At 66.4% G+C, this 15,877-nt stretch carries 13 protein-coding genes; 10 read left to right on the plus strand and 3 right to left on the minus strand.

Going from position 1 to position 15,877, the window contains the following annotated elements:
- Nucleotides 1-52: 52 nt before the first annotated feature.
- A complete protein-coding gene (gene mutS / locus HT051_RS00955) occupies nucleotides 53-2,824 on the minus strand; it encodes a DNA mismatch repair protein MutS (protein WP_174540299.1) in 2,772 nt (923 codons plus the stop codon).
- A 163-nt stretch (nucleotides 2,825-2,987) separates the two neighbouring features.
- On the opposite strand from mutS, the gene rph reads away from it, so the two are divergent.
- The 3 genes from rph to hemW are packed head-to-tail and all read left to right on the plus strand — an operon-like array spanning nucleotide 2,988 to nucleotide 5,509.
- On the plus strand, nucleotides 2,988-3,701 hold the full coding sequence (rph, locus tag HT051_RS00960) for a ribonuclease PH (protein WP_174540300.1): 714 nt from the start codon (nucleotides 2,988-2,990) through the stop codon (nucleotides 3,699-3,701).
- Nucleotides 3,702-3,705: 4 nt separating this feature from the next.
- Complete coding sequence (gene rdgB, locus HT051_RS00965; RefSeq protein ID WP_174540301.1) at nucleotides 3,706-4,335, plus strand: RdgB/HAM1 family non-canonical purine NTP pyrophosphatase; 630 nt, start codon at nucleotides 3,706-3,708, stop codon at nucleotides 4,333-4,335.
- A complete protein-coding gene (hemW, locus tag HT051_RS00970; protein ID WP_174540302.1) occupies nucleotides 4,328-5,509 on the plus strand; it encodes a radical SAM family heme chaperone HemW in 1,182 nt (393 codons plus the stop codon). Before rdgB ends, hemW begins: the two co-directional genes overlap by 8 nt.
- A gap of 7 nt (nucleotides 5,510-5,516) precedes the next feature.
- Here the strand turns inward: hemW and HT051_RS00975 are convergent, their stop codons facing one another.
- Nucleotides 5,517-6,728, minus strand: coding sequence for a penicillin-binding protein activator (locus HT051_RS00975; protein WP_174540303.1), 1,212 nt, complete (start codon nucleotides 6,726-6,728; stop codon nucleotides 5,517-5,519).
- A 288-nt stretch (nucleotides 6,729-7,016) separates the two neighbouring features.
- Between HT051_RS00975 and rsmI the strand changes: the two genes are divergently transcribed.
- The 3 genes from rsmI (at nucleotide 7,017) to gshB (ending at nucleotide 9,340) form a co-directional block, all read left to right on the plus strand.
- Nucleotides 7,017-7,958 (plus strand): 16S rRNA (cytidine(1402)-2'-O)-methyltransferase, encoded by a 942-nt coding sequence (gene rsmI / locus HT051_RS00980; protein WP_246810128.1) that lies wholly within the window; start codon nucleotides 7,017-7,019, stop codon nucleotides 7,956-7,958.
- Nucleotides 7,955-8,314 carry a YraN family protein gene (locus HT051_RS00985; RefSeq protein ID WP_174540304.1) on the plus strand — a complete coding sequence of 120 codons (360 nt, stop codon included), beginning with the start codon at nucleotides 7,955-7,957 and terminating at the stop codon, nucleotides 8,312-8,314. The genes rsmI and HT051_RS00985 overlap by 4 nt, the downstream gene beginning before the upstream one ends.
- Before the next feature lie 81 nt (nucleotides 8,315-8,395).
- On the plus strand, nucleotides 8,396-9,340 hold the full coding sequence (gene gshB / locus HT051_RS00990) for a glutathione synthase (RefSeq protein ID WP_174540305.1): 945 nt from the start codon (nucleotides 8,396-8,398) through the stop codon (nucleotides 9,338-9,340).
- Here the strand turns inward: gshB and HT051_RS00995 are convergent.
- Nucleotides 9,300-9,632 (minus strand): 2TM domain-containing protein, encoded by a 333-nt coding sequence (locus HT051_RS00995; RefSeq protein WP_174540306.1) that lies wholly within the window; start codon nucleotides 9,630-9,632, stop codon nucleotides 9,300-9,302. The two genes, gshB and HT051_RS00995, sit on opposite strands and share 41 nt — an antisense overlap.
- Nucleotides 9,633-9,816: 184 nt before the next feature.
- Between HT051_RS00995 and HT051_RS01000 the strand changes: the two genes are divergently transcribed.
- From HT051_RS01000 to HT051_RS01015, 4 genes are all read left to right on the plus strand, one after another.
- Nucleotides 9,817-11,379 (plus strand): YifB family Mg chelatase-like AAA ATPase, encoded by a 1,563-nt coding sequence (locus HT051_RS01000; RefSeq protein WP_174540307.1) that lies wholly within the window; start codon nucleotides 9,817-9,819, stop codon nucleotides 11,377-11,379.
- Nucleotides 11,380-11,520: 141 nt separating this feature from the next.
- Nucleotides 11,521-12,621: an OpgC family protein gene (locus tag HT051_RS01005; protein WP_174540308.1), complete on the plus strand. Its 1,101-nt coding sequence runs from the start codon at nucleotides 11,521-11,523 to the stop codon at nucleotides 12,619-12,621.
- Complete coding sequence (locus HT051_RS01010; protein ID WP_174540309.1) at nucleotides 12,573-13,403, plus strand: GDSL-type esterase/lipase family protein; 831 nt, start codon at nucleotides 12,573-12,575, stop codon at nucleotides 13,401-13,403. Before HT051_RS01005 ends, HT051_RS01010 begins: the two co-directional genes overlap by 49 nt.
- A gap of 87 nt (nucleotides 13,404-13,490) precedes the next feature.
- On the plus strand, nucleotides 13,491-15,866 hold the full coding sequence (locus HT051_RS01015; RefSeq protein WP_174540310.1) for an ATP-binding protein: 2,376 nt from the start codon (nucleotides 13,491-13,493) through the stop codon (nucleotides 15,864-15,866).
- The last annotated feature ends 11 nt before the right edge of the window (nucleotides 15,867-15,877 follow it).

Genomic DNA, 15,877 nt, shown 5'->3' on the forward strand with positions numbered 1-15,877 from the left:
ACGGGGCGGCCGGGCCACCAGACCGCGCAATCCTAACATAGGGTCCCCTAAGCTAGGGTTCACGACCGTCCAAGATCTGCTTGAGGCGATAGAGAGCTTCCAGGGCTTCTCTAGGCGTCATTGCGTCGGGCTGCAACTCTTGCAGGGCCGCATCCAGGGCCGAAGGGGCCTCGTCTTCCTCATGGGCGGCCGCGGCGGAGAACAACGGAAGGTCGGCGGCAAGGTCCGTCGGCTTGGGCCTGCCATCGGCACGCTCCAGCTGGTCCAGCACTTCGGAGGCCCGCGCCAGCACCGGTTTCGGCAGGCCGGCGAGCTTGGCGACATGCAGCCCGTAGGAGCGGTCGGCGGCGCCGGAGACGACGCGATAGAGGAAGACGATGCTGTCGCGCCATTCCTTCACCTCGACGGTGGCATTGGCGGCGCGGTCGAGCTTTTCGGCCAGGGCGGTGAGCTCGTGATAATGGGTGGCGAAGAGGACGCGCGAGCGGTTCACCTCGTGCAGGTATTCCAGCGTCGCCCAGGCGATGGAGAGCCCGTCGAAGGTCGCCGTGCCGCGGCCGATCTCGTCCAGCACCACGAAGGAGCGTTCGGTCGCCTGATTGAGGATCGAGGCGGTCTCGACCATCTCGACCATGAAGGTGGAGCGGCCGCGGGCGAGATCGTCGGCCGCGCCGACGCGGCTGAACAGCCGGTCCACCACGCCGATATGGGCTTTGTCCGCCGGCACGAAGGAGCCCATCTGGGCCAGCACCACGAGCAGCGCGTTCTGGCGCAGGAAGGTGGACTTGCCGGCCATGTTCGGGCCCGTGACCACCAGGATGCTGGCGGCATCGCGCGCCCCGTCGCCAGCAAGGCGGCAATCGTTGCCGATGAAGCTGCCCGAACCGCCCCCGGCCAGCGACTGCTCCACCATGGGATGGCGGGCGTTGGTCACCTCGAACATCAAGCCGTCATCGACCTTCGGCCTTGCGTAATTCTCTTCTTCCGCCAGCTCGGCGAGGGAGACGAAGCAATCGAGCTCGGCAAGCGCGGCACCGGCGGCGGAGAGCGGCGCCTGGGCCTCCAGGATCGCATCGGAGAGCCGGTTGAAGATCTCCATCTCGCAGGCCAGCGCCTTGTCGGCGGCCATGGTGATGCGCGCTTCCAGCTCGCCAAGCTCCTTGGTGGTGAAGCGCATGGCATTGGCCATGGTCTGGCGGTGGATGAAGGTCTCCGACAAGGGCGGCTCGGTCAGCGGACCGGCCTGGACCTGGGTCACCTCGACGAAATAGCCGAGCACATTGTTGTGGCGGACCTTCAGGGATTTGACGCCGGTCTGAGACGCGTAAGTCGATTGCAGCCCGGCGATGACCTGGCGGCTGCCGTCGCGAAGGACACGGTTCTCGTCCAGCGTGGCGTCGTAGCCCGCTTGCACGAAGCCGCCATCGCGCTTGTTCACCGGCAGATCGTCGGACAGCGCGGCGGAAAGCTCGTCGTGCAAGGGAAGCGGCGCGGCCTTGAGGCGTTCGGCGATATCCTGCAGCTCGTCCGGAAGCCCCAACCCATCGCCCTTCTCGATCAGCTTTGCGGCGAGATCCTGGGCGGCGCGGATGGCATCGCGCACCGCACCGAGATCGCGGGGGCTGGCGCGGCCCAGGGAAAGCCGGGCCAAGGCACGGGCGAGATCCGGCACGGCGCGGAGCGAATCGCGCAAGGCGCGGCGGGCGAGCGGGCGCTCGGCCAGATGGCCGACAGCCTCGAGCCGGGCATTGATGGCCTTCACGTCCGCCAGCGGGCTTGCCAGACGGTTGGCCAGCTCGCGCGCTCCTGCTGGCGTCACGGTGCGATCGATAGCGGCGAGCAGGCTGCCTTTTCGGCCCCCTTGGCTGCCGCGAGAAATCTCCAGATTGGCGCGGGTCGCCGCATCGATCAGCAGCAAGCTGCCGGTGGCAATGCGCTTCGGCGCCCGGAGCAGCGGCGCTTTGCCGATCTGCGTGATCTGCACATAGGTGAGGAGGCCGGAGAGGGCGGCCAGCTCCAGCCGGTCGAAACTGCCGAATCCGTCGAGGGTGGCGACTTGCAGCGCCTCCTTCAGCAGCGTGTCGCCGCGGGTGGAATCGAAATGGGCCTTCGGTGCAGGGGTGACCGCCGCGTCCAGCCCCTCGACCTGACGGCGCAAGGCAGCATCGCCCGCCAGATCGTCGGCCATCAAGACCTCGCGGGGCGAGAAGCGCATCAGCTCGCCGGCAAGATCCGCCGGCCGCACAAGCGCGGTGAACAGCTCGCCGGTGGAGATATCCAGCGAAGCGAGCCCGAACTGCGCCCCGCCCTCGCCCGGCCCCTGAAACAGGGCGGTGAGGAAATTGTGGGTGCGGGCATCGAGCAGGCTGTCCTCGGTCAGGGTGCCGGGGGTGACCAGGCGGACCACGTCGCGGCGCACCACGGATTTGGCGCCGCGCTTCTTGGCCTCGGCCGGGTCTTCCAGCTGCTCGCAGACGGCGACGCGGTGGCCGCCGCGGATCAGGCGCTGCAGATAATCGTCGGCGGCATGGACCGGCACGCCGCACATGGGGATATCTTCGCCCAGATGCTTGCCGCGCTTGGTCAGCGCGATGCCGAGGGTGCGCGAGGCGGTGACAGCGTCCTCGAAGAACAGCTCGTAGAAATCGCCCATGCGATAGAACAAGAGGCAATCGGCATTAGCCGCCTTGATCTCTAGATATTGGGCGATCATCGGCGTGGCGCCGGCCGGCACCGGCTTCACCGCGGGCGCTTTTTCGGCGCTTTCGCTGGGTGTTTGAGCGGATTTCGTCTCCGCATTCTCGTCGCTTGCCGGTTCTGCCATATCCATCCCTGCCGTCGGCGCCCGCCCTTTGCCTAGCGGCTTGCGCGCTGCCCGGCAAGGTGGCCCATCTGCCCCGCGACGCCTAGACCGGGATAAGGACTTTTCCCCGTATCGCGGCTCCTCTACGGTGCGCTTCGAAATTTGCCCAAGGAGAATTTTATCTATGCGCCCATCGAAACGCGCGCCCGACGCTTTGCGCCCCATCAGCTTTGAACGGGCGGTCTCCCGCCATGCGGAAGGCTCCTGCCTGGTGAAGTTCGGCGAGACCCATGTGCTGTGCATGGCGAGCGTCGCCGACGGGGTGCCGCCCTGGCTGAAGGGGACGGGCCGCGGCTGGGTGACGGCGGAATACGGCATGCTGCCCCGCGCCACCAATGAGCGGACGCGGCGCGAGGCGACCGCCGGCAAGCAGACCGGGCGGACCCAAGAGATCCAGCGGCTAATCGGGCGCTCGCTGCGGGCGGTCACCGATCTCAACGCGCTGGGCGAGCGGCAGATCACCATCGACTGCGACGTGATCCAGGCCGATGGCGGCACGCGCACCGCCTCGATCACCGGGGCGTGGATCGCGCTGCACGATGCACTGGCCTGGATGGCGGCGCGCAGCATGGTGCGGGACAATGTGCTGAAGGATCACGTCGCCGCGATCTCTTGCGGCATCTACAAGGGAACCTGCCTGCTGGATCTCGATTATGCCGAGGATTCCGAAGCCGAGGCGGATGCGAATTTTGTGCTCACCGGCGGCGACGGCATCGTCGAGGTGCAGGCGACGGCGGAGCAGGATCCGTTCAGCCAGGAACAGCTCGACGAGCTGACCGTGCTGGCGCGCAAGGGCGTCGCGGAGTTGGTGCAGCTGCAGAAGCTGACGGTGAGCTAGCCGCATGAACGAGAGCCCTCGGCCGAAGGCCCTGCATGCGGGCGACCGCGTGGTGGTGGCGAGCCACAATATCGGAAAAGTCTGGGAGATGGCCGAGCTGCTGGCCCCTTACGGCATCGAGACCTTGGCAGCAGCGGAGCTGAACCTGCCGGAGCCGGAAGAGACCGGCACGAGCTTCATCGAGAATGCGGCGCTGAAGGCAGTCGCGGCGGCAGAAGGCGCCGGCCTCCCTGCGCTTGCCGACGATTCCGGACTGGAAGTGGCGGCGATCGGCGGCGATCCGGGACTGTTCTCGGCGCGCTGGGGCGGGCCGAAGCGGGATTTCGGTCTCGCCATGGAGAAGGTGCATCAGGCGATGCTGGAAAGCGGCAGCGCGGACAAGACCTGCAACTTCACCTGCGCGCTAGCGTTGGCCTGGCCCGACGGCACCGTCCGCACGTTCGAGGGCAAGGTGTTCGGCACCTATGTTTGGCCGCCGCGGGGCGAGAACGGTTTCGGCTACGATCCGGTGTTCCTGCCCGACGGGCAGGCGGAGACCTTCGGCGAGATGGATCAGGACGAGAAGCACGCCATGTCCCACCGGGCGGTGGCGTTCGCAGCCATGATGAAAGCGCTCTATAACAGCGATGTCTGAAGCGGCTTTGATCGAGACGGAAACGACGGCGCCGTTCGGCGTCTATGTGCATTGGCCGTTCTGTCTCGCCAAATGCCCCTATTGCGACTTCAACTCCCATGTCCGCCATGGCGGGCTTTCGGGCGAAGATCAGGCGCGGTTCCGCGACGCTTATCTCACCGAGCTCGCCGGCTTCGCCGCACGCACCGGGCGGCGGCCGGTCACCAGCGTCTTCTTCGGCGGCGGCACGCCCTCTTTGATGGCGGCGGAGACGGTGGGCGCTATTCTCGACGAGATCGGCAGGCTTTGGGGTTATGGCGAGGATCCGGAAATCACCCTGGAGGCAAACCCGACTTCGGTCGAGGCGGGGCGGTTTTCCGGCTATCGCGCCGCCGGGGTTAACCGGCTCTCCATCGGCATCCAGGCGCTGAACGATCCCGATCTGAAGGCGCTCGGCCGCCAGCACACGGCGAAAGAAGCGCTGGCGGCGCTGGATATCGCCAAGCAGCGTTTCGACCGCATCTCCTTCGATCTGATCTACGGACGCCAGGGGCAATCGGAAGCGGAATGGGAGGCGGAGCTGAAAGAGGCACTCGGCTATGCCGCCGATCATCTGTCGCTCTATCAGCTCACCATCGAGCCGGGCACCGCATTCCAGGCGCTCTATGAGGCCGGCAAGCTGAAGATGCCGAGCGGGGAGCGGGCGGAGCGGCTCTATGCCATCACGCAGGAGCTCTGCGAGCGGGCCGGCTTGCCGGCCTATGAAGTCTCCAATCATGCCCGTCCGGGATCGGAATCCCGCCACAACCTGATCTATTGGCGGGCACACGATTATGCCGGGATCGGCCCCGGCGCCCATGCCCGCATCACAGAAGGCGGCACCCGCGCCGCGCTTTCGGCAATCCGGAACCCGGAAGCCTGGCTGGACGCGGTGGAAGCCAAAGGCAGCGGGCTGGAAGCGGAAGAAAAGCTCAGCCGCGCCGAGACGGCGGACGAGTATCTCTTGATGGGCTTGCGGCTTTCGGAAGGGATTTCGCGGCACCGCTTAGAAGCGCTGTCCGGCACGCCGCTCCCCGACCGGACTCTTGCCGCCTTGATGCGCGAAGGGCTGCTGTTCTGCGGCGAGGACAGCATCAAAGCGACGGCTCAGGGCCGCATGGTGCTGGATCGGCTGATCCTGGAGCTTTCCGCGTAGGCGGCGCCTAATTCCCGGCGTTGTAGCTCTGATTCTGGCTGAAGCTGCGCGGCGCACCCTGGATCACTCGCGCACCGGACGGCTGCACCTGCAAAATCGCCAGACCGCGTTCCGCGGTGCCGTCGGGGCGGAGACGGAACAGCCCGTCAACGCCGGAAAAGCCGGTGGAGCGGGTGAGCTGGGCGTAGGTATAGCGCTGGCCGGGCGGGTTCTTGGATAGCGAGATGGCAAGGCTCACCGCATCGTAGGCCAGGCTGGCGATGCGCGGCGGCGTGCTGCCATAGGTGCGCTGGTAGCGGCCGGCGAAACGGCTCCAGCCCTTCGGATCGGGGGCGGCATACCAGCCGCCGATCAGGGCCTGTTGCGAGCCGACGCCGGGATAATCCCACTGGCCGGTGCCGAGAAACTGGACCTTGTCTGAGGCGATGCCGTTGGAGGCAAGCAGCGGGGCGAGCTGAGGCAGCTCGTCGCTGCCGGCAGGCAGGAACAACGCATCGATCTGCTGGCCGCCGCGGATCGCGTTTGTAATCTGCTGCACGGGAGACACCATGCCGGAGCGGCCGCCTGAATAGGTGGCGCGGACCACGGTGCGCCCGCCGCCGCGCGCCACGGTCTTGGCGAAGGCGCTCTCCGCCACCTGGCCGTACGCGCTCTGCGGGATCAACACGGCGAAGTTCTTCTTGCCCCGGCTCATGGCGTAGCTGGCGACGCGGCCGACATCGGCATCGGCCAGGAAGCTCAGGAGATAGACGCCGTTGCCGGCGACGTTGCGGTCGGTGGAGAAGGCGATGACGGGGATGCCGTTCTGCTGGGCGATGGGCGCCACGGCGCGCACCTCGGCGGCGAAGAGCGGGCCGATGATCAGCTCCGCCCCCTCATTGACCGCTTCTTGCGCCGCGGCACGGGCGCCGCCCGCCGAGCCGCCGGTATCCTTCGGGATCAGCGCGATATTGGGCTTGTTGAAATCGAACAAAGCTAGCTCGCCCGCCTGGCGCAAAGCTTGCGCCACCTGGGAGGCGTTGCCCGGTCCGCTGGAGGGCAAGAGCAGCGCGACCTTGACCGCGTTGGGGTCCTGATTGAGGGCGCCGGTCTCATCGCCAAGACCGCTGGTGCCGCCGCCCGGCGTGGTGCAGGAAGCGAGCGCGACGGAGACGGCGCATAGAAAGACCGGGGTGCAAAAAGCGCGCGTCAGGCGGAAAATCCGTTGTGAAAGCCGCATCGGCTTGGTTCTCGCTCCACCCCCGTGGAGGCCTCACTTCTTGCGCAGCGCTTTCGCGCTTAGGCTTCAATAGCGGTGCAAAGATGGCGTTGCTTTGCACGTTGGCGGCAAAGCGGCGGGCGAGAGCGAAACATTTGCCCGGCATCGTTAAACGCGGCCGCCTGCGTCCGAACATGTGGACTTCGCCCAGAACCGCCAATGGCATTATAACGGGCCGGGCAATGCGGCGTAGCGGTCCTCCATGTCGCAGTGATGCGCAACGGCCACAAACGATAGCGGAAAGAATAGGTGCCCTTGGTGGAGCAGAAGACCGACGAGAGCGAGGTGCAGGACCGGCTTGCGGGGCTCGGCGCGGCCGTGGCGCGGACGCTCAATGACGAGGCGGAGAAGCCGCTTCTGCCCGGGCTCTATCTGGTGGCGACGCCGATCGGCAATCTGGCCGATATCTCGCTGCGCGCGCTTGCCGTGCTGGCCAAGGCGGATCTGGTGGCGTGCGAGGATACGCGCCATTCCGGGCGGCTGCTTTCGCATTTCGGCATCGCCGCGCAGCTCACCCCCTATCACGAGCACAATGCCTCGAAGGCCCGGCCCGCGCTGCTGGCCAAGCTGGAGAAAGGCGCGCGCATCGCGGTGATTTCGGACGCCGGAACGCCGCTGATCTCAGATCCCGGCTATAAGCTGGTGCGCGAGGCGCTGGATGCCGGGATCTCGGTCACCGCAATTCCCGGCGCCTCGGCGACGCTTGCCGCCTTGAGCAGCGCCGGGCTTCCCACCGACAGCTTCTTCTTCGCCGGTTTTCTGCCGCCGAAATCGGCCGCCCGAAAGGCGCGGCTCGGAGAGCTGAAGAGCGTGCCCGGTACGCTTCTCTTCTACGAGACCGCTTCGCGGCTCCCCGCCATGGTCGCCGATCTCGCCAGCGTATTGGGCGACCGGGAGGCGGCGCTCGCCAAGGAGCTGACCAAGCTGCATGAGACCGTTTCGCGGGGGCGGCTCAATGCGCTTGCCGTGGAGCTGAGCGAAACATCCTCGCTCAAAGGCGAATATGTGGTGCTCGCCGGCCCGCCAGGGGAAGAAGCGGAGATCGGCGATGCCGACATCGCCGAGGCCCTAAAGCGGGAGCTCGCAACCAGCAGCTTGCGCGATGCGGCGCGGAGCGTTGCCGCCGCGCTGAAGGTGAAGCGAAGCCGGGTCTATCAGCTCGGACTTTCGCTCACGGGCGAAGAGCGGTGAGCGAAAAGCGGCGCAAGGCTTACGCCCGCGGGGTTCTCGCCGAGAGCCTGATCGCGCTGCTGCTGCGCTTCAAGGGCCACCGCATTGTTGCGCGCCGCTACCGCACGCCTGTCGGGGAGATCGATTTGATCGCCACGCGCGGCAGAAGGCTCGCCTTTATCGAGGTGAAGCGGCGCAGCACATACGAGGCCGCCGCGTGGAGCGTGCCGACCCGGCAGCGGCGGCGCATCGTGCGGGCAGCGCAATATTGGCTCGCCGGGCATCCGGGCTTCCAGGGCTATGAGATGTCCTTCGACGTGGTGCTTTCCGCGCCGTGGTCTTTCCCGACGCTGATCGAGAACGCGTTCGAGGTGTAAGCCAACGCGCCGATTTGTACTTTGGCGCGCGCCGCTCTACGCCCTATATGGGTCGAAACGACAAGCCACAGAAAGATTCCCATGGCCCTCAAGACCGCCTTCCAGATGGACCCGATCGATAAAATCGATATCAAGGGAGATTCCAGCTTCGCGCTGCTGTTGGAAGCGCAGGAGCGCGGCCATGAGATCTTCTATTACACGCCGGATCAGCTCTCCTTGCGGGAGGGGACGATCATCGCCAGCGGCCATAGCCTGGCGGTGGAGGACAAGCCGGGCGATCACTATCGGCTCTCGAACCCACGCACCGTGGACCTCAGCGATTTCGATGTGGTGCTGCTGCGGCAGGATCCGCCCTTCGACATGGCCTATCTCACCACCACGCATCTTTTGGAGCGGCTGAAGGGCAAAAGCCTGGTGGTCAACGATCCGGCCTGGATCCGCAATTCGCCGGAGAAGATCTTCGTCCTGGATTTCCTCGACCTGATGCCGCCGACGCTGATCACCCGCTCGCTCGACGAGGTGAAGGCGTTCCGCGAAAAGCACAAGGACATCGTGGTGAAGCCGCTATTCGGCAATGGCGGGGCGGCGGTGTTCCGCATCGCGCCGGGCGATACCAATCTCAACGCGCTGGTGGAGCTGTTCGGCATCGTGTTCCGCGAGCCGATGATGGTGCAGCGCTACCTGCCCGAGGTACGCCAGGGCGATAAGCGCATCATCCTGGTGGATGGCGAGTTCGCCGGGGCGATCAACCGGGTTCCGGCTGCGGACGAGACCCGCTCCAACATGCATGTCGGCGGCACGCCGCATCTCTCCGATCTCACCGAGCGGGAGAAGGAGATCTGCGCCCGGCTCGGGCCGGAGCTGAAGCGGCGCGGGCTGATCTTCGTCGGCATCGACGTGATCGGCGATTACCTCACCGAGATCAACGTCACCTCGCCGACCGGCATCCGCGAGGTGAAGCGGTTCGGCGGCGGCGATATCGCGGTCATGGTTTGGGACGCGATCGAGAGGAATTGCGCGAAGTAGACGCGCGCCTCCGTTTGGCGGCCGGCTTGCGGGTCTGGCTGCGGGCCGGTTTCGAGGCCGTCTTGGTCTGCCCGATCTTCTTGACGGCGATCGCAGCATCCGCCTCGCGCTTGGTGCGCCGGTAGGCGAGGAAGCCATGGCCGGCAACGCCGAGGCCCCAGAGAACCAGCACCCATAGGAACCAGGGATGCTCCGGATCGCGGGCGATATTGAGCACCGCCAGGCCGAGCATGACCACGGCGAAGATCGTCAGATGAATGAGAAAGCCTTTCGGCGGGAAGCCTGGCGGCATTTTCGTCCCCTTCCACTAAGCGTTTGAAACGCTAGCAGCTTTGCGGCGCGGATAAAGCACTGCCGGCGCGCGATGGGGCGAATTTACCCTGCCGAAAATTGATGTTCTCATATTGTTCTTGACAGGGGTCCGGTTGCGGTTAGGCTCCTCCTACACGTGAATTGCACGTTTTCCGGGGGGTTCGATGTTCGCGCGGGTCACGACAGTCGCATTCGAGGGGATCGAGGCGCGGAGCGTCGACGTCCAGGTGCAGATCGGGCCGGGCATGCCGGCCTTCTCCATCGTCGGCCTGCCTGACAAGGCGGTGGCCGAGAGCCGCGACCGGGTGCGCGGGGCGCTGAACGCCATCGGCCTGGCGCTGCCGCCGAAACGCGTCACCATCAATCTGGCGCCGGCCGACCTGCCGAAAGAAGGCAGCCATTACGATCTTCCCATCGCGCTCGGGCTGATGGCGGCGGTGGGAGCTGTCGCCCCCGATGCGATCGAGGGCTATGTCGTCCTCGGCGAGCTTTCGCTGGACGGCTCAATCGCCCGCGTCGACGGCACGCTGCCGGCGGCGATCGGCGCCAACACGTTGGATAAGGGGCTGATCTGCCCGAAGCCTTGCGGAGCGGAGGCGGCCTGGGCGGCGGCGGATATGCCGATCCTGGCGCCAGCCAATCTCCTTGCCCTGGTCAATCACTTCAAAGGGCTGCAGAGCCTCTCCCGGCCCGAACCGGAGCCCGAGCCGGAACCTGAGGCGATGCCCGATCTGAAAGACGTGAAGGGCCAGGAGAGCGCCAAGCGGGCGCTGGAGGTGGCGGCGGCGGGCGGCCATAACCTTCTGATGATCGGGCCGCCGGGCTCCGGCAAGTCCATGCTGGCGCAGCGGTTGCCGTCGATCCTGCCGCCGCTGGAGCCGTCGGAGATGCTGGAGATCAGCATGATCCGCAGCCTGGCCGGCAATTTGAGCGGCGGGCGGATCGGCCGGGCGCGGCCTTTCCGCTCCCCGCATCATTCGGCCAGCATGGCGGCGATGGTCGGCGGCGGCACGCGGGCGCGGCCGGGCGAGGCGGCGCTGGCCCATCACGGCGTTCTGTTCCTCGACGAGCTGCCGGAGTTTCAACCACAGGTTCTGGACGCGCTGCGCCAGCCGCTGGAGACCGGCGAGACGGTGATCGCGCGGGCCAATCACCGCATTTCTTACCCTTCCCGCATCCAGCTGGTGGCGGCGATGAATCCGTGCCGCTGCGGCCGGGCCGGCGAGCCCGGCTATAGCTGCCGCCAGGGCCAGGGGTGCGCCGACCGCTATCAGGCGCGCATCTCCGGCCCCTTGCTCGACCGTATCGACATCCAGATCGAGGTGCCGGCGGTGAGCGCCGCCGATCTCTCCCTGCCGCCGGCCAGCGAAGGCAGCGCCGAGGTACGCCGCCGGGTGGTCGCGGCGCGGCAGATCCAGGCGGCCCGGCTGGAGGAGCTCGGGGAGAAAAGAGCTCGCACCAACAGCGAATGCGACGGGTCGCTTCTGGAGGCCATCGCCGAACCTGATCCGTCCGGCCTCACCTTGCTGCGCGAGGCGGCGGAGACGCTGGGTCTCAGCGCCCGCGGCTATCACCGCTCTTTGCGGCTGGCCCGTACCCTTGCCGATCTCGACGGCGAAAGCCGTATCTCGCGGCTGCATATTGCCGAAGCCTTGAGCTATCGCGGCGAGACCTTGCGGGGAGCGTCCGGGCAAGGGGCGCGGCTGAACCAGACGGTTGCCGCCTGATCTTGTGTGCAGCCTCGATCGGCGGGCTGGCGTCCCGGCGATAAGACGCTAGTATCCCCCTCTTGTGACGAGCAAATTCAGCCGGCTCTGCGCCGCCGGCTGGGCCACCAGTGTAGAGTAACGGGGGACGTGTCGGAGGGAATGCGCGGGCCGAATGCTATCGATTTTTGGCGCGGTTACGCCCTTCTTTGCATCTTCGTCGACCATATTCCCGGCAATCCGCTCGAACACATCACGCTTCGGAATTTCGCAATTGCCGATGCGGCGGAGCTGTTCGTGTTCCTGGCCGGATGGTCGATCTCGCTTGCGACGGGGGGCCCGGAAAAGCCGAATAGCTGGGACCGGGTGATCCTTCGCACCCTATTGCGCACCATCGAGGTCTATCGCGCCCAGCTCACCATCACCTTGATCGCCCTCGGCATCCTGGCCGGCGCCGCGATCTGGCTGGAAAACGACCTGTTTCTGGAGTGGCACAATGCCGAGCCGGTGTTCACCGCGCCGGTCTGGACCACGCCGGCGCTGGTGCTGATGACCCACCAGCTGGGCTATTTCAACATTCTGCCGCTCTATGTGGTGCTGCTGATCTTTGCCGGGCCGCTGGTGCTGCTGGGGCGGCGCTCCTTGATCCTGATGCTGGCGGTTTCGTTTGCGGTTTATGCGGTGGCTCTGGTCTTCAAGATCAACCTCCCCTCCTGGCCTTATGCCGGGGTGTGGTTCCTCAACCCCTTCACCTGGCAATTCCTGTTCTGCCTCGGCTTCGCCTTCGCCGAGCTCGCGGCGAAAGGTCACTTGGAGCCGATCCGGCGCAAGCTGTTCTGGCCGGCTATGGCGATTTTCGCCGCCGGCATCGCGATCCGCTTCACCGGCTATTATCCGGACCCCTTGCAGGTGCCGAGCCCACGCCTCATTTTCCTATTCGATAAGACGTATCTTTCGCCGGCGCGGCTGATCAGCCTGCTGGCGCTGGTGATTTGTTTTAGCCATGCCTACCGGCCCATTGCGGAGGCTTTCCCGCGGGTCGTGACGGTGGTTTCCGGGCTCGGTCGAAACTCGCTCGCGGTGTTTTCGATTGGCTCTTTGTTAAGTCTGATCGGTCAAATCGTACGATTCCAGGCGGGGGGGCTTGTTATCGTCGACTTGGGCTATTCGGCGGTGGGGATCGCGATTTTGATCTTTACCGCGTGGTTTGTGGAATGGCGCATACGTTCAAAAAGGCCCTCCTCCCCGCCCTCATCGGCATAGCCGCTGCGGTGTTCGTCTATTATTCGGCGGACGATCCGCTTATCACCCAGCCGCCCAAGGTTGTTCTTTCAGAAGACCAGCTGTTCCAGTCCACCGGCTGCGTCTCAGACCGCACCGTCAAGCCGAAGCCGGCGCCGCTGCAAACCATCGCCACCGCGCTCGACGACGATCAGCCGCTGACCATCCTGGTGGTCGGGCCGGCATCCTACGAGGAAGGCCCGTTCGAGGAGAGCGAGAGCTATCCCGACCTCCTCGCCTCTTATTTGCGCAAGGTGTTCAAGGGGCATGAGATCACCCTTATCTCGCGCAATATCGCCGGCGAGATCGCCGACGATGCGGATGCCCGCATGCGGCTCGCCGTGGCCGAGACCGAGCCGGACCTGGTGGTCTGGCAGCTCGGCGCCACCGATCTTCTGGCGCGGGTCGATGTGAGCGCGTTCGAAGACTCGCTGGCCTCCACGCTGGATTGGCTCGCAAGCCACGATATCGATGCGGTTCTGGTCGATCCGCAATATGTGCCCGAGCTCGCCGACGATGCCGATTACCGGCAGATGGTGGAGGGCGTGGCGGCGATCGCCGAGACCGCCGATATCCCGCTGGTGAAGCGCAACACCATGATGCGGGTGCTCGCCGCGCAGGAGCGCCCGCTTGCCCCGATTCCGGCGAAGGCGGCCGATCTCGACAAGCGCTGCATGGCTGAGAAAGTCGCCGAGGCCATCGTCACCGGTCACCGCATCGCCATGGCCCAGCGCAAGAAGGCGCGCCGGCCCGGCGAGCGCTAAAGCCTTTTTCAAGTTTTTTCTGGTTGTTTCTCAGTCTTTTCCGCCCGGCGTGCGTTTGCGCCTCTAGGGGTTGGAGGCGTCACGTCTATGCGCGAGGAGCAGGAATTGGCCGAAGCCGCCGAGACCAAGCCGAACCCCATCGAAACATCCGCGCCGGGGTCCGACGGCTCCGCCCGGCGCCGCATCTTTTCCCGCCAGAGCCTTTTCCAGCTGCTTCCGGGCGCGGCGCTGCTGATCGTCGCCGCAGGCGCCATCGCCGGCGGTACGCTGGGGGTCCTGTTCTTCTTCGTCACCCTGCTTGGCATGGGGATCGGCGCGGCGCTCCTCATCGTGCTGCAGCGGCGCGGCCTGGTGCAGGGCGGCGCCAGCGACAGCCCCCATCGTCTCGATGCCGATCTGGAAGTGCTGCACGATCTGCAATGGGAGATGCGCGAGCGCGATTCCCGCTACCGCGACCTGCTCGACCATCAGGGCGAGGTGATCTTGCGCCGCGATGTCGCCGGACGGCTCACCTTCGTGAACGATGCCTATTGCCGGACCTTCGGGGTGAGCGCCGATCGAGCCCTCGGCCATCCCTTCAGCCTGCCGCTTGCCGCCGACGGCAGGCAGGCGATGCGCGCTTTGGCGCCGGACGAGACCGCCGCGCCGCGCCGCAACACCATCGAGCTGAAGACCGCCAAGGGGCCGCGCTGGTTCATCTGGGAGGATTTCCCGATCCTGACGGCCGACGGCACGCTGGAGGAAATCCAGAGCGTCGGCCGCGATATCACCGAGCAGCGCGAGGCCGAGCGGGCGCTGGCGCAAGCGCGCGACCAGGCCGAAAGCGCCAATAAGGCGAAGTCGCAATTCCTCGCCTCGATGAGCCACGAGATCCGCACACCGATGAACGGCATTCTCGGCATGACCGGGCTTTTGCTCGATACCGAGCTTTCGCCGGAGCAGAACACTTATGCCCGCGCCATCGGCACCTCGGCCAAGACGTTGCTGGCGCTGATCGACGAGGTGCTGGATTTCTCCAAGATCGAGGCGGGACGGGTGGAACTGCATTTCGCGCCGTTCGATCTCGGCGAGGCGGCGCAAGGGGTGATCGAGCTGCTCGGCCCGCGCGCCCTCGACAAGGGGCTGGAGATCGGCTGGCTGGCCGAGCCGTCGCTGCCGCGGACGGTGATCGGCGATGAGATGCGCATCCGCCAGATCCTGATGAATCTGGTGGGCAACGCCATCAAGTTCACCGAGCGGGGCGGCGTCGCCCTCAAGCTCGGGCTGACGCCGGGGGTGGAGACCGACCCGAGCGAGGGCGATGCCTATTCGCTGCGCTTTTCGGTGCAAGATACCGGGCCGGGCGTCGCCTCGGAGACCATCCAGCGGCTGTTCCTGGAGTTCGAGCAGGGCGATTCCGGCCCCAGCCGACGCTATGGCGGTACCGGGCTCGGACTCGCCATCTCCCGCCGCCTGGTGGAGGCGATGGGCGGAGAGATCACCGTGGAGAGCAAGCCGGGCCACGGGGCGAGCTTCATCGTCGACCTGCCGCTCGCCGCCCCGCCGAAGACGCGGCTGATCGAGGCCGACTGGCCAAAGCCGAAGCCGGGCGAAAAAATCCTAATTGCCGCAAAAGCCTCGGTCGAGGCGGCGCTGGTGGAAGAGCTGCTGCGGGCGCTGGGCGCGGAAACGTGCCGTGCCGCGCCGGCGACCGTCGACCATCTCCTCGCCGAGGCGGCGGAACGCGGCGCGCCCTATAGCGCGCTTCTCACCGACCGGGCGGCGCTCGCGGCCATGCCGGAGAGCTTCGGCCGCGCGCTTGCCGCCGGCACCTACCGCAACTTGCGGGCCGTCGCAATCATCGACCCTTCGGCGCGGAGCGAAATCCCCAAGCTGCGGGCGCAGGGCTTCGGCGGCTATCTGGTGCGCCCGATCCGACCGCGCTCGCTGCTGGTCCAACTTTTCGGCGAACCCAATGCCGACGACGTCCGGCCGCTCAATCCGCCGGCCGACGCGCCGGTCTTCTTCGGCGCGGCGCGCGGGGCCCCCTACTCGGTGCTGCTGGCGGAGGATAACGACATCAACGCGCTGCTCGCCCGCACGGTGCTGGAGAAATCCGGGGCCCATGTGGTGCGCGCGGTCAACGGCGCCGAGGCCATCGAAAAAGCCAAGCACGCGCTGGACCGGCCGGAGGGCGGGTTCGACCTCATCCTGATGGATATTCACATGCCGGATATGGATGGGGTTGAGGCGGCCGGTCATATCCGCGATCTCTATCCGGACGGCGCCCGGCCAGGGCTGACGCGCCCGCCGATCGCCGCGCTCACCGCCAATGCCTTCGCCGAGGACCGCAAGGCGTATCTCGCCGCCGGGCTCGACGACTACCTCGCCAAACCGTTCGACAAGGCCGATCTCGTATCGCTGCTGGGGCGCTGGCAGTGCCATTCGGCGCGGCCCGGCAGAGGCGCCGAACAGGCAGGCTGAGGCCGGCGCAG

It is taken from the genome of Methyloligella sp. GL2 (assembly GCF_013341275.1).
In the GTDB taxonomy this organism is placed as follows: domain Bacteria; phylum Pseudomonadota; class Alphaproteobacteria; order Rhizobiales; family Methyloligellaceae; genus Methyloligella.

Coding starts and splice junctions, on each gene's coding strand:
- mutS (WP_174540299.1), bottom strand. CDS start 2,824: ATGGCAGAACCGGCAAGCGACGAGAATGCGGAGACGAAATCCGCTCAA.
- rph (WP_174540300.1), top strand. CDS start 2,988: ATGCGCCCATCGAAACGCGCGCCCGACGCTTTGCGCCCCATCAGCTTT.
- rdgB (WP_174540301.1), top strand. CDS start 3,706: ATGAACGAGAGCCCTCGGCCGAAGGCCCTGCATGCGGGCGACCGCGTG.
- hemW (WP_174540302.1), top strand. CDS start 4,328: ATGTCTGAAGCGGCTTTGATCGAGACGGAAACGACGGCGCCGTTCGGC.
- HT051_RS00975 (WP_174540303.1), bottom strand. CDS start 6,728: ATGCGGCTTTCACAACGGATTTTCCGCCTGACGCGCGCTTTTTGCACC.
- gshB (WP_174540305.1), top strand. CDS start 8,396: ATGGCCCTCAAGACCGCCTTCCAGATGGACCCGATCGATAAAATCGAT.
- HT051_RS00995 (WP_174540306.1), bottom strand. CDS start 9,632: ATGCCGCCAGGCTTCCCGCCGAAAGGCTTTCTCATTCATCTGACGATC.
- HT051_RS01000 (WP_174540307.1), top strand. CDS start 9,817: ATGTTCGCGCGGGTCACGACAGTCGCATTCGAGGGGATCGAGGCGCGG.
- HT051_RS01005 (WP_174540308.1), top strand. CDS start 11,521: ATGCGCGGGCCGAATGCTATCGATTTTTGGCGCGGTTACGCCCTTCTT.
- HT051_RS01010 (WP_174540309.1), top strand. CDS start 12,573: ATGGCGCATACGTTCAAAAAGGCCCTCCTCCCCGCCCTCATCGGCATA.
- HT051_RS01015 (WP_174540310.1), top strand. CDS start 13,491: ATGCGCGAGGAGCAGGAATTGGCCGAAGCCGCCGAGACCAAGCCGAAC.